At 71.6% G+C, this 25,598-nt stretch carries 19 protein-coding genes; 7 read left to right on the plus strand and 12 right to left on the minus strand.

The window, feature by feature from the left end:
- Positions 1-61 precede the first annotated feature (61 nt).
- The 6 genes from J7E91_RS08525 to J7E91_RS08550 form a co-directional block, all read right to left on the minus strand.
- On the minus strand, positions 62-1,030 hold the full coding sequence (locus tag J7E91_RS08525) for a cation diffusion facilitator family transporter (protein ID WP_214900478.1): 969 nt from the start codon (positions 1,028-1,030) through the stop codon (positions 62-64).
- A gap of 97 nt (positions 1,031-1,127) precedes the next feature.
- A complete protein-coding gene (manA, locus tag J7E91_RS08530; protein ID WP_214900480.1) occupies positions 1,128-2,300 on the minus strand; it encodes a mannose-6-phosphate isomerase, class I in 1,173 nt (390 codons plus the stop codon).
- Positions 2,301-2,425: 125 nt separating this feature from the next.
- Positions 2,426-3,559 carry an SIS domain-containing protein gene (locus J7E91_RS08535; RefSeq protein WP_214900482.1) on the minus strand — a complete coding sequence of 378 codons (1,134 nt, stop codon included), beginning with the start codon at positions 3,557-3,559 and terminating at the stop codon, positions 2,426-2,428.
- Positions 3,560-3,679: 120 nt separating this feature from the next.
- Positions 3,680-3,862 (minus strand): Trm112 family protein, encoded by a 183-nt coding sequence (locus J7E91_RS08540; protein WP_214900511.1) that lies wholly within the window; start codon positions 3,860-3,862, stop codon positions 3,680-3,682.
- A gap of 680 nt (positions 3,863-4,542) precedes the next feature.
- Positions 4,543-5,916 carry a phosphomannomutase/phosphoglucomutase gene (locus J7E91_RS08545; RefSeq protein WP_214900484.1) on the minus strand — a complete coding sequence of 458 codons (1,374 nt, stop codon included), beginning with the start codon at positions 5,914-5,916 and terminating at the stop codon, positions 4,543-4,545.
- Positions 5,917-5,986: 70 nt separating this feature from the next.
- Positions 5,987-6,361: a DUF3499 domain-containing protein gene (locus J7E91_RS08550; protein WP_214900486.1), complete on the minus strand. Its 375-nt coding sequence runs from the start codon at positions 6,359-6,361 to the stop codon at positions 5,987-5,989.
- A gap of 321 nt (positions 6,362-6,682) precedes the next feature.
- Here J7E91_RS08550 and J7E91_RS08555 point away from each other — a divergent pair, with 321 nt between their 5' ends.
- Positions 6,683-7,144, plus strand: a complete 462-nt coding sequence (locus tag J7E91_RS08555; protein ID WP_214900487.1) for a metallopeptidase family protein — start codon at positions 6,683-6,685, stop codon at positions 7,142-7,144.
- A gap of 93 nt (positions 7,145-7,237) precedes the next feature.
- Here J7E91_RS08555 and J7E91_RS08560 read toward each other — a convergent pair whose 3' ends face one another.
- The 3 genes from J7E91_RS08560 to J7E91_RS08570 form a co-directional block, all read right to left on the minus strand.
- On the minus strand, positions 7,238-8,785 hold the full coding sequence (locus J7E91_RS08560) for a DUF5719 family protein (RefSeq protein WP_214900488.1): 1,548 nt from the start codon (positions 8,783-8,785) through the stop codon (positions 7,238-7,240).
- Positions 8,782-12,549 carry a glycosyltransferase family 2 protein gene (locus J7E91_RS08565; protein WP_214900489.1) on the minus strand — a complete coding sequence of 1,256 codons (3,768 nt, stop codon included), beginning with the start codon at positions 12,547-12,549 and terminating at the stop codon, positions 8,782-8,784. The genes J7E91_RS08560 and J7E91_RS08565 overlap by 4 nt, the downstream gene beginning before the upstream one ends.
- Positions 12,550-12,886: 337 nt before the next feature.
- On the minus strand, positions 12,887-13,150 hold the full coding sequence (locus J7E91_RS08570; RefSeq protein WP_028810740.1) for a WhiB family transcriptional regulator: 264 nt from the start codon (positions 13,148-13,150) through the stop codon (positions 12,887-12,889).
- A 697-nt stretch (positions 13,151-13,847) separates the two neighbouring features.
- On the opposite strand from J7E91_RS08570, the gene J7E91_RS08575 reads away from it, so the two are divergent.
- The 3 genes from J7E91_RS08575 to J7E91_RS08585 all read left to right on the plus strand — a co-directional run bounded on the left by J7E91_RS08575 (position 13,848) and on the right by J7E91_RS08585 (position 16,835).
- Entirely contained in the window at positions 13,848-14,363 is a 516-nt protein-coding gene (locus tag J7E91_RS08575) for a cysteine dioxygenase family protein (RefSeq protein WP_214900490.1), read from the plus strand.
- A 13-nt stretch (positions 14,364-14,376) separates the two neighbouring features.
- On the plus strand, positions 14,377-15,333 hold the full coding sequence (cofD, locus tag J7E91_RS08580) for a 2-phospho-L-lactate transferase (protein ID WP_214900491.1): 957 nt from the start codon (positions 14,377-14,379) through the stop codon (positions 15,331-15,333).
- Positions 15,334-15,527: 194 nt separating this feature from the next.
- On the plus strand, positions 15,528-16,835 hold the full coding sequence (locus J7E91_RS08585) for a coenzyme F420-0:L-glutamate ligase (RefSeq protein ID WP_308376221.1): 1,308 nt from the start codon (positions 15,528-15,530) through the stop codon (positions 16,833-16,835).
- A gap of 771 nt (positions 16,836-17,606) precedes the next feature.
- On the opposite strand, the gene J7E91_RS08590 is transcribed toward J7E91_RS08585, so the two are convergent.
- The 3 genes from J7E91_RS08590 to J7E91_RS08600 form a co-directional block, all read right to left on the minus strand.
- Positions 17,607-18,629 carry a DNA-3-methyladenine glycosylase gene (locus J7E91_RS08590; RefSeq protein ID WP_214900492.1) on the minus strand — a complete coding sequence of 341 codons (1,023 nt, stop codon included), beginning with the start codon at positions 18,627-18,629 and terminating at the stop codon, positions 17,607-17,609.
- 80 nt (positions 18,630-18,709) lie between these two features.
- Positions 18,710-19,792, minus strand: coding sequence for an NDP-sugar synthase (locus J7E91_RS08595; RefSeq protein WP_214900493.1), 1,083 nt, complete (start codon positions 19,790-19,792; stop codon positions 18,710-18,712).
- 85 nt (positions 19,793-19,877) lie between these two features.
- Positions 19,878-21,263 carry a peptidoglycan recognition protein gene (locus J7E91_RS08600; protein WP_214900495.1) on the minus strand — a complete coding sequence of 462 codons (1,386 nt, stop codon included), beginning with the start codon at positions 21,261-21,263 and terminating at the stop codon, positions 19,878-19,880.
- 139 nt (positions 21,264-21,402) lie between these two features.
- Here J7E91_RS08600 and J7E91_RS08605 point away from each other — a divergent pair, with 139 nt between their 5' ends.
- The 3 genes from J7E91_RS08605 to J7E91_RS08615 all read left to right on the plus strand — a co-directional run bounded on the left by J7E91_RS08605 (position 21,403) and on the right by J7E91_RS08615 (position 25,557).
- The gene (locus tag J7E91_RS08605) at positions 21,403-22,167 is read left to right on the plus strand and encodes a TIGR03089 family protein (RefSeq protein WP_214900497.1); all 765 of its coding nucleotides are present in this window, start codon (positions 21,403-21,405) and stop codon (positions 22,165-22,167) included.
- Between the two features lie 154 nt (positions 22,168-22,321).
- On the plus strand, positions 22,322-23,611 hold the full coding sequence (locus J7E91_RS08610) for an LCP family protein (RefSeq protein ID WP_214900499.1): 1,290 nt from the start codon (positions 22,322-22,324) through the stop codon (positions 23,609-23,611).
- Between the two features lie 218 nt (positions 23,612-23,829).
- A complete protein-coding gene (locus J7E91_RS08615) occupies positions 23,830-25,557 on the plus strand; it encodes an LCP family protein (RefSeq protein ID WP_214900501.1) in 1,728 nt (575 codons plus the stop codon).
- Positions 25,558-25,598: the final 41 nt, after the last annotated feature.

Consider the following 25,598-nt stretch of genomic DNA (forward strand, 5'->3'; position numbering starts at 1 on the left):
GCAACGACCCCTGGAATCCGCCTGGACGGCGGGGGCCTTCGTCGTGTGGGCGTTGCGGGCGTCAGTGTGCGGACGGGGCGCCCGGCGTGTTGGCCGGGTTCTCGCCCGCCGCTGCCGCCGTCTCGCTGTAGATGTCCGGCTCCAGGTAGATCACCCGGGCGATCGGGACCGCCGCGCGGATGCGGTCCTCCGCCGCGTTGATCGCGTGGGCGACCTCGGTGGCCGTGTCGTCGTGCTGGACCGCGATCTTGGCGGCGACCAGCAGTTCCTCGGGGCCGAGGTGGAGCGTACGCATGTGGATGATGCGGGTGACCGTGTCGCCGTCGACGAGCGCGGCCTTGATCTTGTCCACGTCCTCCGTACCCGCCGCCTCACCGAGGAGGAGCGACTTCGTCTCGGCTGCCAGGACGATCGCGATGACGATCAGCAGGATGCCGATGCAGAGGGTGCCGATGCCGTCCCAGACGCCGTCACCCGTGACGATCGCCAGGCTCACGCCGACGAGGGCCAGGATCAGACCGACCAGCGCGCCGAGGTCCTCCAGGAGGACGACCGGCAGCTCGGGGGCCTTGGCGCGACGGATGAAGTCCTTCCAGGACAGGTTGCCGCGCGTCAGGTTCGACTCCACGATCGCCGTACGGAAGGAGAAGGTCTCCGCGATGATCGCGAAGACCAGGACGCCGACCGGCCAGTACCAGGCCTCGATCTCGTGCGGGTGCTTGATCTTCTCGTAGCCCTCGTAGATGGCGAACATGCCACCGACCGAGAAGAGCACGATCGAGACCAGGAAGGCGTAGATGTAGCGCTCGCGCCCGTACCCGAAGGGGTGCTGTGGGGTCGCCTCGCGCTTGGCCTTCTTGCCGCCGAGCAGCAGCAGGCCCTGATTGCCCGAGTCGGCGAGCGAGTGCACGCTCTCCGCGAGCATCGAGGACGAGCCACTGAAGAGGAACGCCACAAACTTGGCTACTGCGATCGCGAGGTTGGCGACGAGTGCCGCCACGATCGCCTTGGTTCCGCCTGACGCACTCATGGGTGCCGGATGTCCCTTCCTTGGTGCCGCGGCCCTGGCGCCGCCGTACGGCCGCACATTGTTGCAGCTTGCTGCGGCTGCCCGTACGGACGGTACGTCAGGCGACCACTGTGGCGCGGAAGAGTGTGCCCGTACCGGACAAATCGACTGATTCACCTGCTGGCACGAAGGCTGACTCTCCCGGCGCGAGGGTCAGTTCGCCCGCGCGGACCTCGCCTGCCGTGCAGAGCAGGATCTGCGGCGTGGTGGAGGGGAGAGTGCGGGGCGCGGCGCCCGGCGCGAGGACGTGGCGCGAGAGGCGGAATTCGTCGATCGGGGTGTCGTACAGCTCCTCGCCGGTGGAGGACGACGCCTCGGGGCGCAGGACGCCGGCGTCGCGGGCCTCGAAGCGGACGATACGGAGGAGCTCGGGGACGTCCACGTGCTTCGGGGTCAGGCCGCAGCGCAGGACATTGTCCGAGTTCGCCATGATTTCGACGCCGAGGCCGCTGAGGTACGCGTGCGGGACGCCGGCGCCGAGGAAGAGGGCCTCGCCGGGCTGGAGTTGTACGTAATTGAGCAGCATGGCGGCGATGACGCCCGGGTCGCCCGGGTAGTGGTGCGCGAGGATCGCGTACGGGGCGTACGCGCCGCCCAGGCGGTCCGCGGCGGCCGCGGCGGACGTGACGGTCTCGGCCATTTCTGCGCGGTCCGCCGACAGTACGGCGGTGAGCACCTCGCGGAGGGCGGCCTCTTCGGGGTGGGCGTGCAGCAGGTCGACGTACGGCTTGAGGGAGTCGACTTCGAGCGCGGCGAGTACGTCGGCCGACTCGGCGGGGGCGCGGAAGCCGCACAGCCCCTCGACGGGGGTGAGCGCGCAGATCAGTTCGGGCTTGTGGTTGGCGTCCTTGTAGTTGCGGTGCGGGGCGTCGATCGGGACCCCGGCGCGCTCCTCGGCGGCGTAACCCTCCTTCGCCTGGGCGAGGTTCGGATGGACCTGGAGGGAGAGGGGGGCGCCGGCCGCGAGGATTTTGAGGAGGAAGGGGAGGCGGGGGCCGAACTTCCGTACCGCGGCCTCGCCCAGTTCGGCTTCGGGGGCCGCGTCGATGACTGCGGACAGCGGCTGTTCGCCCTTGCCGTCGCCGCGGTCGATCCGGGAGGGGGCTCCCGGGTGGGCGCCCATCCACATCTCGGCCTGGGGTTCGCCGGTGGGGGCGGTGCCGAGGAGGGCCGGGATGGCGGTCGTGGAGCCCCAGGCGTAGGGGCGCACGGTGTTCGAGAGGCGGTCCATGGGGCTTCCCCTGGGTGTGGTGACTTCTGTGTGTGGTGACCTTCGTGAGGGCCTTGTGGCCTGGTGGCCTTGGCCTTGTGGCTTTTGGGAGGTGGCCGGCCGTGGTCAGGTGGTGGTGCTGGTGCTCATGATCCGCCTGCGGAGGCGAGCGCCAGGTAAACGGCGGCGAAATCCGTGATGGCGAGCATCTCCGCGAGGTTCTCCAGCTCGCTGCCGTCCTCCGGCTCGATCTCGCTGATGGCCGTGTCGTGGCTCAGCGCGAGTTCGCGGGCGGCGGGGGCGGCGGTCATTCCGCCGGTCGGACGGTCCCGGAGAAGCACCACGCGGGCGTGCATTGCCTGTGCCTCGTTGACGCGGTCGCGGAAGAAGTCGTCGGGGTCGGCGCCGGCGGCGAAGGCTCCCGAGAGTAGTACGCCGTGGGCGGGCAGGGCCTCGGGGAGTTCCGCGGAGAGGGCGGGGCGGCCTGCCAGTTCGGCCACTACGGCGGAGAAGCGGCGGCCGACGGGGCCGGCGTACGCGCCCTCGGTCCAGATGAGTGGCAGCGAGTCGGCCAGCTCCGACGCGAGCGTCTTGGCGGGGTTGCTGTACATCGCGATGGCCGGGCCGCAGCGTTCCGCGGTGCGGTCGAGGCGGTCGGCCACCAGGCGGAGGGTGTCCGGGGGCGCGGTGATCAGGCCGAGGCGGTCGAAGAGGACGAGGAGAGGGGTGAGGAGCGCCCAGAGTGCGCCGGGGCCGGTGGCGGTGCCCTCGTCGTACTCCTCGTACGGGGCTGTCGCCATCGGTACGACCAGGCCGTGCACGCCGTTGACGGACTCGCTCAGCGGGGAACGCTGCGGGGCCACGGCGACGACCGTGCAGCCGCGGCGGTACGCCTGCTCGGCCAGGACCGCGAGGCCGGGTTCGGCGCCGTCCGGGGTGACGAGGAGGAGCAGGTCGACCGAGCCCGCCCAGCCCGGAAGCGTCCAGCGCAGGGCGCCGGCGGCGGGGGCGACTCCGGACGAGTGCAGCCGCGTTACGGGGCAGGAGGCACCGGCGAGCGTGGCGAGGAGGTCGGCCACGCCGTTCGCGGCGGTGCCGGGGCCCGCGATCAGTACGGCGCGGGGGCGGCCCTCCGGCTTGATCTCGGCCAGGCCGGCCTCTGTGGCGTGCCGGGCGGCTGTCCGTACGCGGGCGCCTGCCTCGGCGGCGCCGCGCAGCAGGCCGCGGTGGTCGGCTCGGGCCAGGGACTCCGGGTCGTCGAGCAACGACTCGTCGAGCATGGTGCGGGCCTCCGATCGCCGGGCGCGTGGCCTGTGGTGGGGCGCTGCGCGGGGGTGGTGGGGTGGGGCGTCAGGCAGGGCGGGGGTGCGGGCGGCGCGGGGCGCGTCGGACGGGCTGCGTCAGGCGGGGCGGCGGGCCTCGTCGACGAGGAGCACCGGGATGCCGTCCCGTACCGGATAGGCCAGGCCGCAGTCGTTGCTGGTGCAGATCAGCTCGGGGGTCTCCGCGGTGGACGCGTCGCTGAGGGGCGCGCGGCAGGCGGGGCAGGCGAGGATCTCCAGGAGGCCGGCTTCGAGCGGCATGGGGTGGGTCCCTTCGAGCATGCGGATACGGGTACGGATTGGGCCAGGTCAGCCTACCGCCGGGTGGGGGGCGGCGCGGGCTGGCGTGGCGTGGGTGTTCCTCGTAGCCGGTTGCGTTTGGGGTGGGGCGGTTGGTGCGGATGGTTGCCGGGGGGGCGCGGTAGCCGGTGCGGCGGCATGGGGCGTGGGGAGCCGGTGAGGTGCGTGTGGGGCAGGGCGGGTGGCCCGGTGCGGGCGGCGTGGAGTCGGTGAGGTGCATGAGAGGGCAGGGCAGGTGGCTTGGTGCGGGTAGACGGCCGCTGCGCGAGCTTGTCCCCTACCCGCCCCTTCCCGAAACTGGGGCAAGCCCCAGGCCCCGGCCCCCGGGAGGGTGGGCGGGGTGCGCGTGCGCGGTGCGCGGTGCGGGCGGCGACCGCTGCGCGGGCGGAACCGGGGGTACGCCCCCAGGCCCCTGGGGCGGACGGGTGCGGGATGCGTGCGCCCTCGCCCGGAACGCGGCAGCTACGCGCCGCAGGCGTGTCCGGGACGAGCGAATGGTCCCCACCGCACGTCTGATCGCAGGCCAAGCACCACCTCAGCGTAGTCAGCCTCGCGCCAGTGGCCCGCGCCGCATGCGCGGCTCGGGGCCGATCACCGGGGCGGTTTGACCGGGTCATGGGCAGCCGCGTCGTCGGGGCGGGCTAGGCGCGGATCAGGGCCAGGGTTTCGTCCCGGGTTCTGGACATCGTGGGTTCGTCCCTCGCCTCTACGTTCAGACGCAACAGCGGCTCCGTGTTCGACGGGCGGAGGTTGAACCACCAGTCCGCTGCCGTGACCGTCAGACCGTCGAGTTCGTCGATGGTGATTCCCTCGCGGCCGGCGTACGCCGCCTTGACCGCCGCCATGCGGCCCGCCTGGTCGTCCACGGTGGAGTTGATCTCCCCGGAGCCTGAGTAGCGGTCGTACTCCGCGACGAGGGCGGAGAGCGTGCCGTCCTGCCCGCCGAGAGCCGCGAGGACGTGGAGGGCGGCCAGCATGCCGGTGTCCGCGTTCCAGAAGTCCCGGAAGTAGTAGTGCGCCGAGTGCTCGCCGCCGAAGATCGCGCCGGTGCGGGCCATCTCCTCCTTGATGAAGGAGTGGCCGACGCGGGTACGGACCGGGGTGCCGCCGTTTTCCTGTACGACCTCGGGGACCGACCACGACGTGATCAGGTTGTGGATCACTGCCCCCTTGCCCCCGTTGCGCGCCAGTTCGCGCGCGGCGACCAGCGCCGTGATCGCGGACGGGGAGATGCCCTCGCCGCGCTCGTCCACGACGAAGCAGCGGTCCGCGTCACCGTCGAAGGCCAGGCCGAGGTCGGCGCCGGTTTCGCGGACCGTGGCCTGGAGGTCGACCAGGTTCTTCGGGTCGAGCGGGTTGGCCTCGTGGTTCGGGAACGTGCCGTCCAGCTCGAAGTAGAGGGGGACGAGCGTCAGCGGGAGGGACGCGAAGACCGTGGGGACGGTGTGGCCGCCCATGCCGTTGCCCGCGTCGACCACGACCTTGAGGGGGCGTATCGAGGACAGGTCGACGAGAGAGAGCAGATGGGCCGCGTAGTCCGACAACGTGTCGCGGTGGGTGATGGTTCCGGTACGCGCCGCGGTCGGCGTCGCCGGCTTCGCCGACCATTCCTCCACCAGTGCGCGGATCTCCGCCAGGCCCGTGTCCTGCCCCACCGGCGCCGCTCCCGCCCGGCACATCTTGATGCCGTTGTACTGCGCCGGGTTGTGCGAAGCGGTGAACATCGCACCCGGCAGCCCGAGCTGCCCGGAGGCGAAGTACAGCTGGTCGGTCGAGCACAGACCGATCTCCGTCACGTCCACTCCACGCCCCGCCGCCCCGCGCGCGAACGCCCGCGAGAGACCAGGCGACGAGGGCCGCATGTCGTGCCCGGTCACGATCGCGTCGGCCTGCGTCACCTGCGCGAACGCGGCTCCGAACAGTTCGGCCAGCGACTCGTCCCACTGATCGGGAACCACTCCGCGCACGTCGTACGCCTTGACGATCTGCGACAGATCAGCCGGCTCAGCAGCCACGGTCAGTCCTCCTGAAGTCCCCGTTGGTGCCCTGAGGCTACCCGTAGGCGCTCAGGAGTCAGGAGCCTGCTCAGGGGTCCGGGGAGCGCAGTACGCGCAGGTGGCCGCGGCGCGCGACCTCCATCGGGTCCGCGGCACGCGGCCCGCCGCCCGCTCCCGCCGCGCGTTCGTGCGGCCTGGCGGCCTCACGTACGGCATTGGCGAGGGCTTCGAGATCGTCGCCGCTGGGGTGGGAAGGGGCCGAGCCGTCGACGAGCCGGAGAACCTCCCAGCCGCGCGGCGCGGTCAGCCGATCCGAGTGCTCGGCGCACAGGTCGTAACAGTGGGGCTCGGCGTAGGTGGCGAGCGGGCCGAGGACTGCGGTCGAGTCCGCGTAGACGTACGTCAGTGTCGCGACGGCAGGGCGGCCGCACGCGGTGCGCGAACAGCGACGTACAGGGCTCACGACGTTGGACGGTACCGCACTCTTGAGCGGGCCGCGACGACTCTCCCCCACGTCACTCCACCGTGTCGCGGGTCTCACTTCGCTCCCGCGCTCCCTTCCGCAACTGCCCTGACCTGGGCGGAGTCTCGTGGGCACCGTCGGTGACCGGGCCGTGACCAGTCGCCACTTGGGGCAAATGCCGTCAAGCGATGCGAGATCGACGGTCGCGTACGGGCGTGAAATCGAGCCCAATCTTGGCTGGAATGCTCAATACGCGACATGCCTCGTGCCACCCCTCCGGCGCGATTCAACCGTCCCGATGAGGGCTACCCTGCGTCAGTGATGGACAGTCCCGTACCTCCCCTCCCCGCCGGCCCGGGGCCGCGGCGACGCGATCGCCACGGGCGCGGCATGCGCGGCCCCGTGGCCCCGCCGCAGGTGCCCCTCTCGACCAGCCGGGCCGCCGCCTTCGGCGACCTCGTGCAGGACTCGGTCGAGCGCCTGGAACGGCGTTGGCCGCAGCTCGCCGAGGTCGACTTCCTGGTGCTCGACGTGCCGCCCGCCGACGGCGGCGACGATTCCGACGCCTGGGCCGCCGAGTCCGTGCCCCTCGGCGGAATGATCGCCGCGACGAGCGCGCATCCCGCGCGGATCGTCATCTACCGGCGGCCCGTCGAGATCCGGACCAAGAGCCGGGACGAGCGCGCCATGTTCGTGCACGAGATCGTCGTGGAGCAGGTCGCGGAACTGCTCGGCCTGTCACCGGAGTCCGTCGATCCGCGGTACGGGGACGGGCAGGACTGAGGGGTCTGAGGGACGGGGGGAGCTGACGGGCCGGCAGGCGGGTGGAACGCCGGCGTCCGTCGGCCCTCCAGCCCGGTCAGTCGTCCAGCCCGGTCAGTCGTCCAGTACCGACAGGTCCTGTTCCGCCTCCGGCACCGCGACCGTCCCGCGGTCGTCCGGCATCGTCTGCACGGTGAACATCGGAACGCCGTCCTCGGGCAGTTCGAGCGCCCGCGACGCGTAGACCGGGCCGCCCGACTGCGGTTCGACCGTCAGCGCGTACGAGCCCTTGAGCCCGGACGGCACCGGCGGCTCCGTCAGCGCGAGCGTCGTGCCCGCCTTCACCTTGTACGTCTTGACGACCGCCTCGCCACCCTCGCTGCCCGCCGACGCGGTCACCTTGACCTCGGCTGCGGCGCCGGGCGCGGTCAGTGAGAGCACCGACCCCTTCGCCCTGTTGTCTGCCGCCGTGGCCCGCTCGCCCACCTGCCCGGTCGCCGGGATGTACGCCACTTCCTGGGCGGCGCCCTTGCCGCGCACCACCCGCAGCGCGGCGACCACCGGAGTCGGGCGCCCCGGTGCGGCGGGGCTCAGCAGCAGGGACCCCGCCTCGCCCTTGGTGACGTCCTTGAGGTCGACGGCCGTGGTCATTCCCGCCTTGACGTGCAGCGTCTCGTGACCGGCCGGCGTGATCGAGCCGGTTGGGCCCGCGAGCCGCACCTTGAGGTCGGCGTCGTCGTCACCGGGCGCGAACACCACGAGGCGTACGGACGTCGCGTCCGCCGGGACACCGGGCAGCACAGCGCTGCCGGACGCCTCGGCCGACGCGGCCAGCCAGTCGCTGCCGCCCTCCTCGTCCACGGCCTGTACGACGGCCCCGACGCGGCCGGTGCGGGTGGTGACGTGGACGCTCACGTCCTCGGCGCTGTCGGCGCTCAGCGTGGACAGCAGTACGGGCACGCTCGACCTGGCCGGCACCGTGATGCCCTCCCCCGAATCCGACTCCAGGACGCCGTCCTTGCCGTACAGCTCGACGTCGGCGACGGCGGCGGTGTCGTCCGGGTTGGTGAGGTGTACGTAGTCCTGCCGCTCGTCGGCGGTGCTCGCGCCGGGGAACCAGAAGCTGGTGTCGGGCGCCGTGCAGCTGACGCCGAGCACCCCCCGGCCCTGGCCCGCGGTGACCTTGGTGGTCTGCTGGGCGGCCCAGCCGGGGGCCAGGCGGCCGTCGGCCGAGCCGACGAGGGCGGGAGCCTCGGCGGTGTTCGCCTCGGCGGTTACGGGTTTGCCGGGCTCCTTCAGGGAGAGGACCGGCTTGCTCGCTGCCGCCTTTCCCGCGTCCTTGTCCTTGTCCTTCTTCTTGTCCTTGCCGTCGTCCGGGGCCGCCAGGGTCGCGTCCGTCGGGACGAGCGCGGCGGAGCCCTCCTTCGCGTCCGCGGCCCCGCTTCCTGCCGGAGTGAACGACGTGTACGCCGTCTCGGCGACTTCGGACGTACTGGGCGCGGGGCACAGCAGGCTGGAGCGCTCCACCGGCATCCGCGCCGGGGTCGCCGTGCCGGCGGCGGCCTCGGTCGTGCCGCCCTCCGGCGCGGAGACCACGGCGAACCCGGTGACCGCCGCGAGGGCGGTGACGGCGGCCAGGAGGGAGAGGGTGGTGCGGTTCATCGGTTGTTGCTCCCGTCGGGACGCTGCTCGGGCTCGTTGCCTTCGGCGTAGGGCTGCTGCTGCGGCGGTGGCTGCTGCTGCCCGTAGCCGTACGGGTCGTACTGGCCCTCCTGGTACTGGTCGGCCGCCGGGTACTGGCCTTCCTGGTACGGGTACTGGTCCGCCTGCTGGTACGGGTCCTGCTGGTACTGCCCGCCGTCGCCGTACTGCCCGGCCGCCTGGTACGGGTCGCCCTGGTACTGCTCGCCGCCGTAACCCTGGTGCTGCTCCTGGCCGCCGTACTGCTGCTGTCCGTACTCGGCGCCCCCGTACGACTGCGCGTCCCAGTCGCCGTACTGCTGCTGTTGCTGCTGTTGTTGCTGCGGTACGGACGCGTACACGGCGGTCCCGTCCTGCTCCTGGGGCGACTGACCGTACGGGTCGGCGACCGGCGGTGCTGGGGGCTGGTCCCCGGCATCCTCCTCCGCGTCCGCCTGGGGGGCGTGCGGCGCTTCCGCCTGCGCCGCCGCGCGCAGCCTGCGCGCCCGGCGGCCCTCGCCCGCCACCGGCTGCACGGGTACGTCGATCTCCTCCTCCGGCAGGTCGTCGTCGACCTCGCGGCGGCGGCCCGGCAGGGCCAGCACCAGCAGGAGCAGGCAGAGGCCGACCTGGGTCCAGATCCACACGGTGTGGGTGACGGGGGCCTCGTACGTGAGGTCGAGCCGGCCGCCCTCGGCGGGCAGTTCGAAGCCCTGCGCCCAGCCGTCGACGGTCTTCTTCTCCAGTACGCGTCCGTTGAGCGTGGCCTGCCAGCCCTCGGCCGCGGAGTCCGCGATGCGCAGGACCCGGCCGGCATCGCCCGCCGGGATCGTCGTGTGTGCCTCGACCGTGCTCGACGCGACGGACAGCGGCTCGTCACCCGCCTTGCCGGAGACGATCGTGGCCCGCGCGACCTGGCGGTCGACGCGCCACAGCGCGCTGCCGTCGAGCTGGCTCAGCCGGCTCAGGCCGGGGGTCGAGTCGAGGACGCGGCTCATCGCGCGCGGCGCCCCGTCCCGTACGAGGACGTAACGGACGGCGTACCCACCGAGCTGGTCGGCCTGGTCGGCGCCGGAGCCCGCGACCAGGTTGGAGACGATCTTGTCGAGCTGCGGGCTGCTGCCGCCCGCCTCGGCGAGCTCCCCGTCGCCCAGCCGGGCACCGGAGCCGCGTACGAGCGTGTACGAGACCTTCGCGGCCGACGTGCCGCCGAGGACGAGGGTGCGCGCCTGGTCGCGCGTGCCGCTCTCCTCCGCGACGAACGCAGGCACCTGCACCGGGTCCCGCCGCTCCAGCGGCCCCGCCGCGCCGCCGATCATCCAGCCGGCGGCGGCGAGCAGCGGTCCGGCCGCCGCGGCGAAGGCGATCAGTACGGCGACGGGCTGGCGCCAGCCGAAGCTCTGGGTGGCGACGCGTTCGCGCGCGCCGTCCGCGCCGAGGACGGTGGCGCCGATGAGGGCCAGGCCGTAGACGAGGGTCGCGGGTCCGGCCCAGCCGCCCTCGGCCGCGTTCGCGAATACGGCGAAGAGGAGGGAGACGATCGCCACCACCCACGCGGTGCGGATGGCATACGTCCGCTCACTGCGCAGCAGGGCCGCCAGCGCCGCGAGGACGATGCCGATGAGCAGCAGCCCGCCCGTCGCCTTGGGGCCGCCGGGGCTCGCGCCGAGCAGGTCGAGTGCGCCGGCCGGGCCCGTACTGAAGGCGAGGCCCGCCTCGCGGAAGAAGGCGGCGGGGCTGGTGAGGAGGGAGAGCGACCAGGGGGCGAGCATCAGCACGGGGGTGCCCAGCGAGGCGAGGAAGCGCAGTCCGTACGCCGTGATGTCACCGCGCCGCAGCGCCAGTACGCCGATGCCGAGCACCAGGGCGATCGGCCACACGATCGGCGTGAACGCCGTGGCGAAGGTCAGCAGGAGCGCGTACGCCCACACGGCGCGCCAGCTGGAGCGCGCGCCCCCGGCGCGGAAACCGCTCGCGGAGACGGCGCACCGGGCGATGAGCGGCAGCAGTACCGCCAGGACGGCCGTGCCGAGCCGGCCGGTCGCGAGGGCTCCGGTGGCGGCGGGCAGGAAGGCGTACGCGACGGCCGCCCAGGCGCGCAGCAGCCGGGACTCGACGAGCGGGCGCGAGACGAAGTAGGCGGTGAGGCCGGCCAGCGGCACCGAGCAGACCAGCAGCACGGTGAGCGCGAGCCCGGTGGAGCCGAGGAAGACGGCCGACAGGCCGGCGAGGAGGCCGAGGTAGGGCGGCGCCGTCTGGGTGCCGCCGGTGCCGATGGGGTGCCAGACATCGGCGTACCGCGACCACAGGTCGGACACGTCGGCGGGCGCGGGCAGCAGTGCGCCGCCGGCCAGCGAACCGCCGCCAAGGAGGCCGCGGCAGGCGACGAGCGAGACGAAGAGGAGCAGGAGGAAGAGCACGGGGCCCGGCTTGCGGGCGATCCGCTTCAGCCGCGCGAACTGCTCGATCTCCATGTAGTCGGCGTCGTCGCCGCCGGGGCCCGACTCGACGACACCGTGCCGCGAGCCCGAGGCGGAGTCCGGTTCGGAGCGGGAGCCGAGGCTGCCCGCGACCTGTTCGAAGGTGGCTCTGACGGTCGCGCCGGTCGGCGGGAAGAGGGGCCGCAGTTCGCTCGCGTCGACCTTTCCCTTTCCGCGCCGCTTTCTGGCCGCGAGGATCTTGCCGGGGCGCAGCAGGGTGCCCATCAGGCCGGTGACTTCGTCGACCGCCTGTCCGGGGACCTTGCCGAGGAGGTAGGCGAGCGTGCGCAGGAGCGTGCCGAAGACGAGCCGCAGCATGACGTACGGCAGGAGGGCGCCGCGCGCGTTGACGAGCATCGCGTAGACGGCACCCGCCTTGTCGACGCGGTGCGGGCTGGCAACGGAGCGCCCGGCGCAGTCGATGGGCCTGCGCTCACGCGCGGACGCCTCGGCGTGCCGCAGTACGGCATCGGGGGCGACGAGGACGCGGTGGCCGGCGGCGTGGGCGCGCCAGCACAGGTCGACGTCGTCGCGCATGAGGGGCAGTCGGCGGTCGAACCCGCCGAGCTCTTCCCACACGTCGCGGCGGATGAGCATGCCGGCGGTGGACACGGACAGTACGGAGCGGACCTGGTCGTGCTGGCCCTGGTCCTGTTCGCGCCGGTCGAGTCCGGTCCAGCGGCGGCCGCTGTTGGCGATGGAGACGCCGACTTCGAGGAGCTGCTTCCTGTCGTACCAGCCGCGGAGCTTGGGGCCGATGATCGCGGCGTGCTCGTCGGAGTCGGCGACGCGCAGCAGTTCGGCGAGCGCGTCCGGCTCGGGCGCGCAGTCGTCGTGCAGGAGCCACAGCCACTGCACCGGTTCGCCGTGCGGGAGTTCGGGCAGGTCGTACGCGTCGTCGCGCCAGGACCGGCTCACCGGGTCCCAGCCGCTGGGCCGCTTCAGGTAGGGCAGTTCCTCGGGTGTGAGGACTTGAGCGGTACGGACTGCCTCGTCGACGGCGGTGCCGAAGCCGGAGCGGCGCGCGAGGTGCAGTACGCGTTCGGGACCGATCGCTTCGGTGACGAGTTCGGCGGAGTCGTCCGCGCTGCCGGTGTCGGCGGCGACGACGTTCTGTACGGGGCGTTCCTGCCCCAGGAGCCCGGCGAGGGCGTCGGGCAGCCAGCGCGCTCCGTCGTGGGAGACGAGCACCGCGGTGACGACATGGCGGGGGAACTCGGGAGCGGCCGCCGCGTACGGCGCCGACGTTTGGCTGTGCACGGACATCGGGGTACGGGCCCTCCGGCCGGGGTCCGGGGGTCGCCCCCCGGAAGGCTGCTGTCTGACTGCGTCGACGCGCGCGACCCTTGGGGGCGGTTGCTGCGTCTCGGACAGCGCCCCACACTAACGGCTGGGCAGCACAACGGTCCGCCGCCTGCGGCCGGGGGCCGGGCGACGGACCGGTTGATACGTGCACGCTTGTGCCATTTGATCGATAAGGCGTCGGACGCGCGGCCGGGTCGCGGCTGCGTTGGCGCCGAGTCACGGGTGGGGCCGAGGCCGGGTGGCGGCCGGGTCGCGGCCGGGGTCGGGGCCGGTTGCGACTGCGCGTGGCGGTCGGCAGTCAGACGGCGGCCTTTTTCAGTCGCCGGCGTTCGCGCTCGGACAGACCGCCCCAGATTCCGAACCGTTCGTCATTGGAGAGCGCGTACTCAAGGCATTCCGAGCGGACTTCACAGGCGAGACAGACCTTCTTGGCCTCGCGGGTGGAGCCGCCCTTCTCGGGAAAGAAGGACTCGGGGTCGGTCTGTGCGCACAGGGCGCGCTCCTGCCAGCCGATTTCCTCGTCCGCGTCCTCGACCAGCAGTTGCTGGAACAGCTCGGTCATGTGCGCCCCTCGTCTGTCTTTGCTTCCCCGTGATGTAGTCGTTGCCGTTTTCGGCCGAACGACACGAGTGAAATTACAAGTGTGCGGATCCGAGGCAGTCAAGCCGAGATCTGCTATTGAGCCGGTTATTCACCCGGCGGAACCAAAGCTATGCGGAAAGTGTTCAAATCGGTAAAAGCTGCGACACATGCCACTGGCTCATCCACAGCCCCTCACCAGGGTGAGACGCGGGCGGGTTTGATCTTGTTGCGGTCGACCCGCGGAAGCGACCCGAATCACAGTCCGGTCTCGACGCCGACGCCTCAACGACGTTTGCTTGCGCGGTTGATGCGGCACATCTCCGCACCTGCGGCTGCATAAACCTTTCTCCACATCCATTAACCGGATGAGGTGAAACATTACCCCCAAAACGGTCACGAGGTTGACAGCGAGTGAGCAAGCGGGTCTCCTTGAACACATGCCAGTGACCGCAGTGCTCTCCCGGACCCACACCCGTGGGTTCCGTCGCGCTGCCCAGGTCCGCTTCGGCTGTTGCTGTTGCTGTTGTTCCAGCTGTTGAAGCCTCCGCGCTCCAGCTGACTCTGCCTGACTCTGCCTGACTCTGCGTAACGCCCCCGCAGCATCTGTCTTGCACGTTGCCTTGCGACACCTTTCCTTGCGACACCCCAGCACTCTCATGCCGAGGAACCCCCGCACCATGAACAGCGACAGCGACCTCCAGATCGCCGGCGACATCCTCGCCGTCCAGCACCTCCTCCAGCCCGCCCGCGAGCACCCGGCCACCGTCGCCGAGTTCGCCGGCCTCGCCCGTTCCATCGCCGCCGACCGTGGGCAATGGGAGCACCTCGTTTCGTACGACGCGACCACCCGCTGGTACCACCGGCTGCGTACCGGACCCGGATACGAGGTCTGGCTGCTCAGCTGGGTGCCCGGACAGGGCAGCGGTATGCATGATCACGGGCCGTCGTCCGGCGTACTGACCGTCCTCGACGGACAGTTGACCGAGCACGCGGGGTCGGGGCGGGTGCGGCGCACACTCGGGGCGGGGTCGCAGCGGGTGTTCGCGCCCGGGTACGTCCACGAGGTCGTCAACGACGCGCTGGAGCCGGCGGTCAGCCTGCACGTCTACTTCCCCGGGCTCTCCGAGATGCCGATGCACTCGGCGCGGTGCTCCTCCCCGGCCGACCGGTCACAGGATGTCGTACCGGCCTGACAGACTGCTGTGCATGCGCATTGTGGTTCTGGCAGGCGGTATTGGTGGCGCTCGCTTCCTCCGCGGCCTCAAGTCGGCCGCGCCTGACGCGGACATCACCGTCATCGGCAACACCGGTGACGACATTCATCTGTTCGGGCTCAAGGTCTGCCCCGACCTCGACACCGTGATGTACACCCTCGGCGGTGGCATCAACGAGGAACAGGGGTGGGGGCGTGCGGACGAGACCTTCCAGGTGAAGGGCGAACTCGCGGCGTACGGCGTGGGACCCGAGTGGTTCGGGCTCGGCGACCGTGACTTCGCGACGCACATCGTCCGTACGCAGATGCTCGGCGCGGGGTATCCGCTGAGCGCGGTGACGGAAGCGCTGTGCGAGCGGTGGCAGCCGGGGGTTCGGCTGCTGCCGATGTCCGACGACCGTATCGAGACGCATGTCGCCGTGGATGTGGACGGGGAGCGCAAGGCCGTTCACTTCCAGGAGTACTGGGTGAAACTGCGCGCGTCGGTGGACGCGCACGCGGTCGTGCCGGTGGGCGCGGAGCAGGCGAAGCCGGCGCCGGGGGTCCTGGAGGCCATTGGTTCGGCCGACGTGATTCTCTTCCCGCCGTCCAACCCTGTGGTGAGCGTCGGGACCATTCTGGCCGTGCCCGGCATTCGCGAGGCGATCGCCGATGCGGGGGTGCCGGTGGTGGGTCTCTCGCCGATCGTCGGGAACGCGCCGGTGCGGGGCATGGCCGACAAGATGCTGGCCGCGGTCGGCGTGGAGTCGACCGCTGCGGCCGTCGCCCGGCACTACGGGTCGGGGCTGCTCGACGGGTGGCTTGTCGACACTGTGGACGCGGGTGTGGTGGACGAGGTGGAGAGCGCGGGGATCGGGTGCCGGGCCGTTCCGCTGATGATGACCGACGTGGAGGCCACTGCGGCGATGGCGCGGGAGGCGCTGGTCCTGGCCGAGGAGGTTCGGGCGTGAGCGCGGTGGTGCCGGCGCAGGGGGCGGGGCGGGTTGTGGGGGCGGAGGGGGCGGAGGGGGCGGGCGGAGCTTTGGGTTCGGGCGTAGCTTTGGGTTCGGGCGTAGGGGTGGGCTCGGGCGTAGCTGTGGGCTCGGGCGTAGCTGTGGGGGCGGTTGGCTCGGAGGGGTCGGGCGTAGCTGTTGGCTCGGAGCGGGTGGCCGCCGAGCAGGCGGTGGGTTATCGGGTGTGGGCGCTCGGCGGGATGCCGGAGGTGCGGGCCGGGGACGACATCGCCAAGCTCATCGCTGCCACCGGGCCCGGGCTCGTCGACGGGGACATCCTGCTCGTCACTTCGAAGATCGTCAGCAAGGCGGAGGGCCGCGTCGTGCAGGCGGCCGACCGTGACGCCGCCATCGACGCCGAGACGGTACGTGTGGTCGCGCGGCGCGGAACGCTTCGTATCGTCGAGAACCGGCAGGGGCTGGTCATGGCCGCGGCCGGAGTCGACGCGTCCAACACCGAGGCCGGGACCGTGCTGTTGCTGCCCGAGGACCCCGACGCCTCGGCGCGGCGGATCCGGCGCGGGCTGCGGGACGCGCTGGGCGTGGACGTGGGGGTCGTTCTTACCGACACCTTCGGACGGCCCTGGCGCAACGGGCTGACGGATGTCGCGATCGGGGCAGCGGGTGTCCGGGTTCTCGATGATCTGCGGGGCGGGACCGATGCGTACGGCAATCCGCTGAACGTGACGGTCGTCGCTGTCGGGGATGAACTGGCGGCGGCCGGTGATCTGGTGAAGGGGAAGGCGGAGGGGCTGCCGGTCGCGGTGGTGCGGGGGCTTTCGCGTGTGGTGGGCGAGGAGGACGGCGGCACGCGTGACCTGGTCCGGTCGGCAGGTGACGACATGTTCCGGCTCGGGACGTCCGAGGCCGTACGGGAAGCGGTGACGCTGCGGCGTACGGTGCGGGAGTTCACGGACGAGCCGGTGGATCGGGCGGCGGTACGGCGCGCGGTCGCGGCGGCTGTTACCGCGCCCGCGCCGCATCACACGACGCCCTGGCGCTTCGTGCTGGTGGAGTCGGAGGCGGCGCGGGGGGCGCTGCTCGATGCGATGCGGGATGCCTGGGTGGCGGATCTGCGGGCCGACGGGAAGTCGGAGGAGTCGATCGCGAAGCGGGTGCGGCGGGGGGATGTGCTGCGCCGGGCGCCTTATCTGGTGGTGCCGTGCCTGGTGATGGACGGCTCGCATGTGTACGGGGATGCTCGTCGGGACGCGGCGGAGCGGGAGATGTTCGTGGTCGCGGCCGGGGCGGGTGTGCAGAACCTCCTGGTGGCGCTGGCGGGGGAACGGCTGGGGTCGGCGTGGGTTTCGTCGACGATGTTCTGCCGTGAGGTGGTGCGGGGCGTGTTGGGGCTGCCGGAGGGCTGGGACCCGATGGGCGCGGTCGCGGTGGGCCACGCGGCGACACCGCCGAAGGAACGGGCGCCGAGGGATTCGGCGGCGTACATCGAGGTGCGCTGAGCGGGGGCGGTGGTTGCGGGGGCGTCGGGGCCTGGACGTCGGCGGCGGTGCGTCGGGGTCCGGACGTCGGCGGCGGTGCCGCGCGGGGCGCTGGGAGACCCCGGGCGTTGGCGGCGGTCCCGCGCCGGGTGCGGGGAGACCCCGGGCGTTGGCGGCCGTCCCGCGCCGGGTGCGGGGAGACCCCGGGCGTTGGCGGCCGTCCCGCGCCGGGCGTGGGGAGACCCCGGGCTTCGGGGTCGGTGCCGCGCCGGGGCGTCTCCTCGGGCGTCGAACGTTCGGGTAGGTGTTGGTTCGTTCGCGGTGGTTGCGTTCAACGCCCTGCGGGGAGCGCCCCGACACGTCCCCGACTGGCACCGAGGCAAGCGAAGCGGGATGGGGCGCGCCCTCCCGGCACCGAGGCGTGCAGGCGGGACGACCGAACCACCCCGGCGAGCCCCGACTGGCGCGCAGCCCAGTCCCATCGGCCTGCCCGAGAGTCGCGACTGGCGCACGGCCTCGTCACACACCATGGCCCGCCCAAGAGACGCGACTGGCGCACGGCCTCGTCACACCGCGCCCGCCCGAGGTACGCGACTGGCGCGCAGCCTGTCACATCGGCCCGCAGCGGCCGACGGAGGCCGCGACCCACTGGAGACCTGTGCCTCTCAACGCCCCCCTACAACGGGCGGGCCGGGTGGGGCAGGACCGGCGCGCAGCGCCGAGGAGTCGCTGCCGGGCAGCTGGGTGGTGGAAGGCTGCGCCTCGCAAGGGCGCCCGGGGGGTGGGGGTGGTTTAGAGCGTGGCTATGTTGCGTGGGGTCATTCGGGGGGCCCGGCGGGGCGGGGTTGTGCCGGAGAGGAGGATCAGGCGGGCCGCTCGGTGGCGTTGGCCGGCGTACGGGGCCAGGAGTTCCAGCATCGCCTCGTCGTCCGCGTCGCGGTCGCCCGCCAGGGCGTAGCCGACCATGCTGGGGAGGTGGTAGTCGCCCACCGACACCGCGTCAGGGGCTCCGTTGCTGCGTTGCAGGGTCTCCGCCGCCGTCCAGGGGCCGATGCCCGGGATCAGTTGCAGGCGGGCCGAGGCCTCCTCCAGCGGCATCGTGGACGCCGCCTCCAGGCGCTTCGCCACCCGTACCGCCCGCAGGATCGTCGCCGAGCGTTTGCTGTCGACGCCCGCCCGGTGCCATTCCCAGGAGGGGATCAGGGACCAGGTGCGGGGGCAGGGCATGACGTGCATGCGGCCGTCCACCGGGCCGGGGGCGGGTTCGCCGTACTTGCGCAGCAGCAGGCGCCACGCCCGGTAGGCCTCGTCCGTCGTGACCTTCTGCTCCAGGATGGAGGGGATCAGCGATTCGAGGACCAGGCCGGTGCGGCCCAGCCGCAGGCCGGGGCGGCGGCGCCAGGTCTCGGCGACCACGCGGTGCCGCGGCTCGAAGGCGGAGGGGTCGTCCAGGGACCCCAGGAGGGGCGGGAGCTGGTCGAGGAGTTGTTCGGCTCCCTCGCCCCAGGCCGTCGCCTCCACCGCGCCGCCGCGTGCGGCCACCCGCAGGGTGCCCGGGCCCGCCGGTGTGCGGGACGTCCGCCAGAAGGCTCCGTCGGGGGTCGTACGGAACGTCGGGTCGGCCGGGCCGCGGCGGAGTGGTCCCAGCACCAGGCCCAGGTCCAGTGGCCACGGTGGCGTCCAGGTCCGGGTCCGGGTGTGTCCGGTAATGGTGGTGGAGGGTGGTGTGCGTGGTGGGGTCTGGGGCGGGACCGTCGTGTCGCCGTCCCGCACCGGGGTGCGGGTTACGGGGCGGGGCGCGAAGCGGCCTGACACGGTGGTGGTCCTTTGGGGCGGGAGGGGCGCGTGGCTTCGAGCCTACGGGTTTCGTGGGGCGGGTGCTTCCGGCCGGCTCGTTACTGGTCCGACGAGAACCGGAGCGCCGCGTCGGGGAGCGATGCGCCACACCACACCCGTACGCCCTCGCGCAGCTCGTTGTCCGCGCCCACCGTCGCGCCGTCTCCGACCACCGCGCCGGACACGACCGTACGGGCACCGATCCTGGCGCCCGCGCCGATGAGGGAGTCGGTGATCACCGCGCCAGCGCCGATCACGGCCCCGGCGAGGATCGCGCTTCCGTCGATGCGGGCGCCCTCGCCCACTACCGCGCCCTCCCCCACCACCGTGCCGCCGGTCAGCTTCGCGTCCGTGGCGACGGACGCGGTCGGCAGGACCAGGCGGTCGCCGCAGCGGCCCGGCACCGCCGGGGACGGGGCCCGGCCCAGTACCAGGTCGGCCGAGCCCCGGACGAAGGCCTGGGGGGTGCCCAGGTCCAGCCAGTACGTCGAGTCGACCATGCCCTGGAGGTGTGCGCCGGAGGACAGGAGGCCGGGGAAGGTCTCGCGTTCCACCGAGACGGGGCGGCCCGCGGGGATCGTGTCTATGACCGAACGCCGGAAGACGTACGCGCCCGCGTTGATCTGGTCGGTGACGATCTCCTCGGGGGTCTGGGGTTTTTCCAGGAAGGCTGTCACCCGGCCCGTGGGGTCGGTGGGGACCAGGCCGAAAACTCTGGGGTCCTCGACCCTGGTGAGGTGCAGGGAGACGTCCGCGCCCGACGTGGTGTGCGTGGAGACCAGGGCGCCGATGTCCAGGCCCGTGAGGATGTCGCCGTTGAAGATGAGGACCGGGTCGTCGGGGGACGAGTGGAGGCGCGACGCTACGTTGCGGATCGCGCCGCCGGTGCCCAGTGGCTCTTCTTCGGTCACGTACTCCAGGTGCAGGCCCAGTGCGGAGCCGTCGCCGAAGTAGGGCTCGAAGACTTCGGCGAGGTACGACGTCGCGAGGACGATGTGTTCGACTCCGGCCGCCCGCGCGCGGGCCAGCTGGTGGGTGAGGAAGGGCACGCCTGCCGCCGGGACCATCGGCTTCGGTGTGTGCACGGTGAGCGGGCGCAGCCGGGTGCCCTTGCCGCCGACCAGGAGGATCGCTTCAGTCACCTTGTCGTCTCTGCTTCCTGCTGGGGCCGGCCGGGTACGGGCAGGCCAGTGTATGCAGACCGTTCGACAGGCCCCGGTCGGCCCGTCAGCGGCCCTGAAGCCGGGCCGAGGCGGCCCGGACCTCGGCGAGCTTGCGGTAGAGGTGGCCTCCCGGACAGTCGGTGGACACTCCGTCGCGGTGTCCGGCGATGACATTGAGCTTGGCGATGGTGCCCTTCTTGTAACGGTTTCCGCCGCCGGACTTGAGCGTGGTCTTCGCGCTCGGGTCGGCGCCGTACAGCCCGAGCTTCCAGGCGGTGAGGCGGGCAACTGCCTTCACCACGGCGGCGCGTGGTCCGGACTTGCTGTACGTGCCGAGGACAGCGATGCCCGTGGCGTTGCTGTTGAAACCGAGAGTGTGCGCCCCCATGACGGCCTTGGCCACACCCCCTGCCCGGCCTTCGTAGATGTTCCCGCACTTGTCGATGGCGAAGTTGTAGCCGAGGTCGCGCCAGCCACTGCTCTTGACGTGGTAGCGGTAAATACTGCGCAGGACTGAGTCGGCCTGCGAACAGCTGTAGTTGTTCCCGGTCGCGCTGTGGTGCACGAAGGCCACCTTGACGCGTTTCGTGTAGACGAAGTTGCGCTCGCGGAGCTGCTCGTTCGCGCCCCATCCCTTGCGCGTGACGATGCGCGGGCGGGGGCCGATGCGGGGCTTTCCGCCGAGTACGAAGGTCTGGGCCTCCGTCTCCGCCTTGCTGAGGGCCGGTACTTCGGTGGCGCCGAGCGGTACGAGGTCGGCGTTGACCGCCGAGGCCGCGGCGTCCTCCGCGGTCAGGACCGTGGTCCGGGGGTCGTCCGCGTCGTCGGCGGCGCCGGTCTGGGCCGCCGCGTCGTCGGCGTTGTCCTCGGCGGCGTCAGCGGCGGTGGTCGTCGCGCCCGGAGGGGGGTCGTCGCCGGGGTCCACCAGTTCGAGGCGCAGGCCGGACGGGAGCGGGGCGGGGGCGGCGCCGCGTACGGCAGCGTCGCCCTCGGGCCGTACCCGTACCTCTACGCCGTCACTCGCGCCGACCCACAGGGGCGCGGTCGAGCCGCGGGCCTTCCCCGTCTCGCGCTCCGCCGTACCGGCGTCGGCGGCGTGCTGGTGATTGTGCGTCTCCAGGAACTGCCAGCCGGACCAGGCGCCCGTCCCGGTGGAGCGGGTACGGACCTGGACCGTGCCGTGGAGTTCGGCCTCGGGGTCGTCCCAGATGACCCCGAGGAGCGAGAACGGCTTGGCGTCACGCTCCGCCAGGCCCTGCGGGACGGTGCCCGCGGCCCGGTCGTCCCCCGGAGCGTCCGGTACGAGTGGCACGAGTGGCAGCGACTGGGTGGAGCCCGGTGGCGCCGTACTTGCGGGGACGGCGGGGGCTGGGGCGGCGATGGCAGCGGTGGGCAGGACCAGAGCGGCGGTGCACGCGACTCCGATCGCGGAAGCAAGGAATGCACGCATGAAGCAGATCTTGGACATAAGTAGATAAATATGTCCATTGGGGAACTGACGGCTCGTCGGCCGAACCGGTGTACGGCCACCTCTCCCGCACCCCGGCGGCGTAACCCTCCGCACGAAGGCGCGGCGTACTCTTGCGCGAGTGAACGCCACCGATCGCACCCCCGCCGACCTGCTGCGATCCGCGCTCGCCGCGGACCCGGCCCACCCCCTGGTCACCTTCTACGACGACGCCACCGGCGAGCGCGTAGAACTGTCCGTCGCCACCTTCGCCAATTGGGTGGCCAAGACCGCCAATCTGCTCCAGGGCGACCTCGCCGCCGCCCCCGGCGACCGGCTCGCGCTGCTGCTGCCCGCGCACTGGCAGACCGCCGTCTGGCTGCTCGCCTGTTCGTCCGTCGGTGTGGTCGCCGATGTCGGCGCAGACCCGGCCGGCGCCGATCTGGTGGTCAGCGGGCCCGACACGCTGGAGGAGGCGCGGGCCTGCGGCGGGGAGCGCGTGGCGCTCGCCCTGCGCCCCCTGGGAGGCCGCTTCCCGCAGCCGCCCGCCGGGTTCGCGGACTACGCCGTCGAGGTGCCGGGGCAGGGCGACCGTTTCGCGCCGTACGCCCCCGTGGACCCGGATGAGCCCGCGTTGCGAGTCGGCGGTACGGAACTCACGGGAGCCGAGCTGGTCGACCGGGCGCGCGCCGACGCGGAGGCCCTCGGGCTCGGCCGCGGGGCACGCCTGCTGTCGGGGCTGGCGTACGACACCTGGGAGGGGCTGTCCTCTGGCCTCTTCGCCCCGCTCGCCGTCGGGGGTTCCGTGGTGCTCTGCCGGAATCTCGGCCGGCTCTCCGAAGACGGCCTCGCCCAGCGGATCGAGAGCGAGCGGGTCACCAACACGGCGGTACTACAAGCGCCCTGAAGGCCACCCGTCCGGCCCACCGGCTGCCGAGCCCTCCGGCCGGAGCGCCGGACTCCGGTAGATGATCGACGGTACGCACCGCACAACCAAGCGCGAGGTTCAGCCGTCTACCCCTGCGACCGGCGGCCCCAGCGCGCCGCCGACTCCGTGAAGGATGGACGCAGACGTGACCGACAGTGCTGGCACGCCCTCCCGACCGGACAACCCAGCCGAGGAGGACGAGGCGAAGGACCGGGCCACGGAGGGCGAGGGTGACGGGGAGGGCGAGGGCCAGGGCGGGGAAGCCCGTCGCGCCGGCGCCGGCCCGGACGCCAACGACGCGCGGCGCTGGCTGCGTTGGACCGCCCTCGGCGCCTCTTTCGTGCTCCTCCTCGCGGCCGGCGTCGGTTCGTGGCTCTACCGGAAGCTCGACGGCAACATCACCACGGACACCACCGCCGCCGCCGAGCTGGAGGCGTACGAGAAGGAACGCCCCACGCCGATCGCGGTGGACGCCCAGAACATCCTGCTCATCGGCTCCGACACCCGTTCCGGCAAGGACAATCGCAAGTACGGCCCGGACAAGGGCACCCAGCGCTCGGACACGACGATCCTGCTCCACCTGGCCGGGGACCGTAAGAGCGCGACCGCCGTCTCGCTGCCGCGCGACCTGATGGTGGAAATCCCCAGCTGCCGGAAGCCCGACGGCTCGCGCACGAAGAAGCAGTTCACGCAGTTCAACTCGGCGTTCGAGTCGGGTGGTACGGCGTGCACGATCCGTACGGTCGAGCGGCTCACCGGCATCCGTGTGGACCACCACATGGTCATCGACTTCGCCGGCTTCAAGGGGATGGTCGACGCGGTGAACGGCGTCGAGATCTGCCTCAAGGAGCCGATCGACGACGACGACGCTCTTCTCCGCCTGGACAAGGGCCGCCAGAAGCTGAACGGCGAGCAGGCCCTCGGCTTCGTACGGGCCCGTAAGACCATCGGCGACGGCAGCGACACCGAGCGCATGGAACGCCAGCAGCGGTTCCTCGGCGCGCTGGTGAACAAGGTGCAGAGCAACGGCGTACTGCTCAATCCGACCAGGCTCTACCCGGTGCTCGACGAGGCGACGAAGTCCCTCACGACCGATCCCGGGCTCAATTCGCTCAAGGACCTGTACAACCTGGTGCGCGGCATGCGGGACATCCCCACCGAGCAGGTGCAGTTCATGACGGTGCCCCGGCAGCCGTACGCGCGGGACCCGAACCGCGACGAGCTCGTCGAGCCGGACGCGGGCCGTCTGTTCGAGCAGCTGCGCGAGGACGCGCCCGTCTCGGTCGTACCGGCGAGCTCCGAGAAGCCGGACAAGGACGGCCGGTCTCCGGCCGACGAGAAGCCGGACGATGTGGGCTCGGAGAGTCCGGCTCCGACGCCGACTTTCACCGGCAGCAATGCCGCCACGGACGAGTGCGAGTAAAGCCATGGCCAAGGTCGGCCAATCAACAGAGATGGATTGGGCGTATTGCCCAGTTGTAAGGGGAGTGGAATTTGTCACGGACGTCGCTCCGCGCTGAACTGGGCAGATAGTGTGACGCGATCCGGTGCTTCCGGCCCTGAGGTCGCACTGCTGGAAAGAACGCCAGAGGGCCTGGGGGAGGCGCCTCGTGTGGCACCCGACGGAGGACTCAAGCAACCGTGGATGCGCAAAACCGTGGGCGGGCCGAGGAAATCGACCCCGCAGACCAGTGGGTGCTCAACCCGGCCACCGGTGATTACGAATTGCGACTGGACCAATCCGCAGGGCAGTCACCGGCGTCTCCTCCCCGGGGTCCCCGGTCCAGAAGAAGCGCCGTACGGGAGGCAACCGCCACCCCCCGGCGGCAGGTTCCGGTCCAGCGCAGTCGCCGGGCCGCGAACGGCTCCGACAGCAGGGGCTCCGGCGGTTCCGACCCGCAGGCCGGCCGGCGCAAGCGCAAGGCGAAGAAGGCCGGCAAGAAGAAGGCCATGCTGTGGACCGGCGGCGTCATGGGCTTCGTGCTCGTCGGCGTCTCGGTCGGCGCGTACCTCGTCTACGACCGCCTCAACGGGAACATCAACTCGGTCGACGTCGGTGACGCCGCCAACGGCGGCTCCCTGAAGGACGGGCCGCTCAACATCCTGATCATCGGCACGGACAAGCGCACGGGCAAGGGCAACGAGGGCTACGGGGACCGGGAGAACACCACCGGTCACGCGGACACGACGTTCCTCTTCCACGTGTCCGAGGACCGCACCAACGCGACCGCTCTGAGCATCCCCCGCGACCTGAAGACCGACATCCCCGACTGCCCCACCAAGCAGCCGGACGGCTCGTCCAAGATCATTCCCGGCAAGGCGTACACGAAGTTCAACGAGAGCTTCGGCGTGGCCGGCCGTGACCCGGGCTGCACCATGCGCACGGTCAAGCAGCTCACCGGCGTGCCGGTCGACCACTTCATGATGGCCGACTTCAACGCGGTCAAGACGCTGACCAGCGCGATCGACGGCGTGGACGTCTGTTTGACCGAGCCCATCAAGGACGACCAGTACTCCAAGCTCGATCTGGCGGCGGGGGACCACACCCTGGAGGGCGAGGACGCGCTCGCGTTCCTCCGCAACCGGCACGGCCTCGGCAACGAGAGCGACCTCGACCGGATCAAGATGCAGCAGCAGTTCATCGCCTCGATGATCCGCAAGATGAAGGAAGAGACCCTCGGCAACCCGAAGAGGATGCTCGCGCTCGCGGACGCGGCCACCAAGGCGCTCACTGTGGACAAGGCCATCGGTGACATCCCGAAACTGACTGGTCTCGCCGAGGAATTGGGCCGGATCAACCTCAAGAACATCACGTTCACGACGATCCCTGTGATCGACAACCCCAACGAGAAGGTCAGGGCGACCGTCGTACTCGACCCGGTCAAGGCACCCCAGGTCTTCAGCATGCTCCAGACCGACACCTCCTTCACCGAGGTGAAGAAGAAGGAGAAGGCCGCCAAGGGCAAGCAGGCCGCGCTGCTCAAGGGCCCGAGGGCCGAAGCCTCCGCGGTGCGCGTCGACGTCTACAACGGCAGCGAGACCGCCGGAGCCGCGCAGAAGACCCTCAACTGGCTGCAGGTCGAGAAGGGCGTGCTCAAGTCCACGAACAAGAGCAATGCCCCGGAGAAGATCGCCAAGACTACTCTGGAGTACGCACCGAACCAGGCCGACCAGGCACGCAAGCTCGCGGATTTGATGGGTCTGCCCGCCACGGCGCTCAAGAAGGGCACCGAGGACGCCGGCGAGATGCAGGCGATGGCCCTGACCCTCGGCGCCGACTTCAAGGGCGAAGGGGTGCCCATCTCAGGTCCGGTGAAGCCGCCCGAGGTGGACAAGGTCGAAGCAGACAAGAAGATCTGCGCCAAGTGAAACCGGGTCACCGGATTATGCGGCGCGCCTGAGCGACAGGG

The organism is Streptomyces sp. ISL-99, from assembly GCF_018614005.1.
In the GTDB taxonomy this organism is placed as follows: Bacteria; Actinomycetota; Actinomycetes; order Streptomycetales; family Streptomycetaceae; genus Streptomyces; species Streptomyces flavidovirens.

Coding starts and splice junctions, on each gene's coding strand:
- J7E91_RS08525 (WP_214900478.1), bottom strand. CDS start 1,030: ATGAGTGCGTCAGGCGGAACCAAGGCGATCGTGGCGGCACTCGTCGCC.
- manA (WP_214900480.1), bottom strand. CDS start 2,300: ATGGACCGCCTCTCGAACACCGTGCGCCCCTACGCCTGGGGCTCCACG.
- J7E91_RS08535 (WP_214900482.1), bottom strand. CDS start 3,559: ATGCTCGACGAGTCGTTGCTCGACGACCCGGAGTCCCTGGCCCGAGCC.
- J7E91_RS08540 (WP_214900511.1), bottom strand. CDS start 3,862: ATGCCGCTCGAAGCCGGCCTCCTGGAGATCCTCGCCTGCCCCGCCTGC.
- J7E91_RS08555 (WP_214900487.1), top strand. CDS start 6,683: ATGGACAGTCCCGTACCTCCCCTCCCCGCCGGCCCGGGGCCGCGGCGA.
- J7E91_RS08560 (WP_214900488.1), bottom strand. CDS start 8,785: ATGAACCGCACCACCCTCTCCCTCCTGGCCGCCGTCACCGCCCTCGCG.
- J7E91_RS08565 (WP_214900489.1), bottom strand. CDS start 12,549: ATGTCCGTGCACAGCCAAACGTCGGCGCCGTACGCGGCGGCCGCTCCC.
- J7E91_RS08570 (WP_028810740.1), bottom strand. CDS start 13,150: ATGACCGAGCTGTTCCAGCAACTGCTGGTCGAGGACGCGGACGAGGAA.
- J7E91_RS08575 (WP_214900490.1), top strand. CDS start 13,848: ATGAACAGCGACAGCGACCTCCAGATCGCCGGCGACATCCTCGCCGTC.
- cofD (WP_214900491.1), top strand. CDS start 14,377: ATGCGCATTGTGGTTCTGGCAGGCGGTATTGGTGGCGCTCGCTTCCTC.
- J7E91_RS08600 (WP_214900495.1), bottom strand. CDS start 21,263: ATGCGTGCATTCCTTGCTTCCGCGATCGGAGTCGCGTGCACCGCCGCT.
- J7E91_RS08610 (WP_214900499.1), top strand. CDS start 22,322: ATGGACGCAGACGTGACCGACAGTGCTGGCACGCCCTCCCGACCGGAC.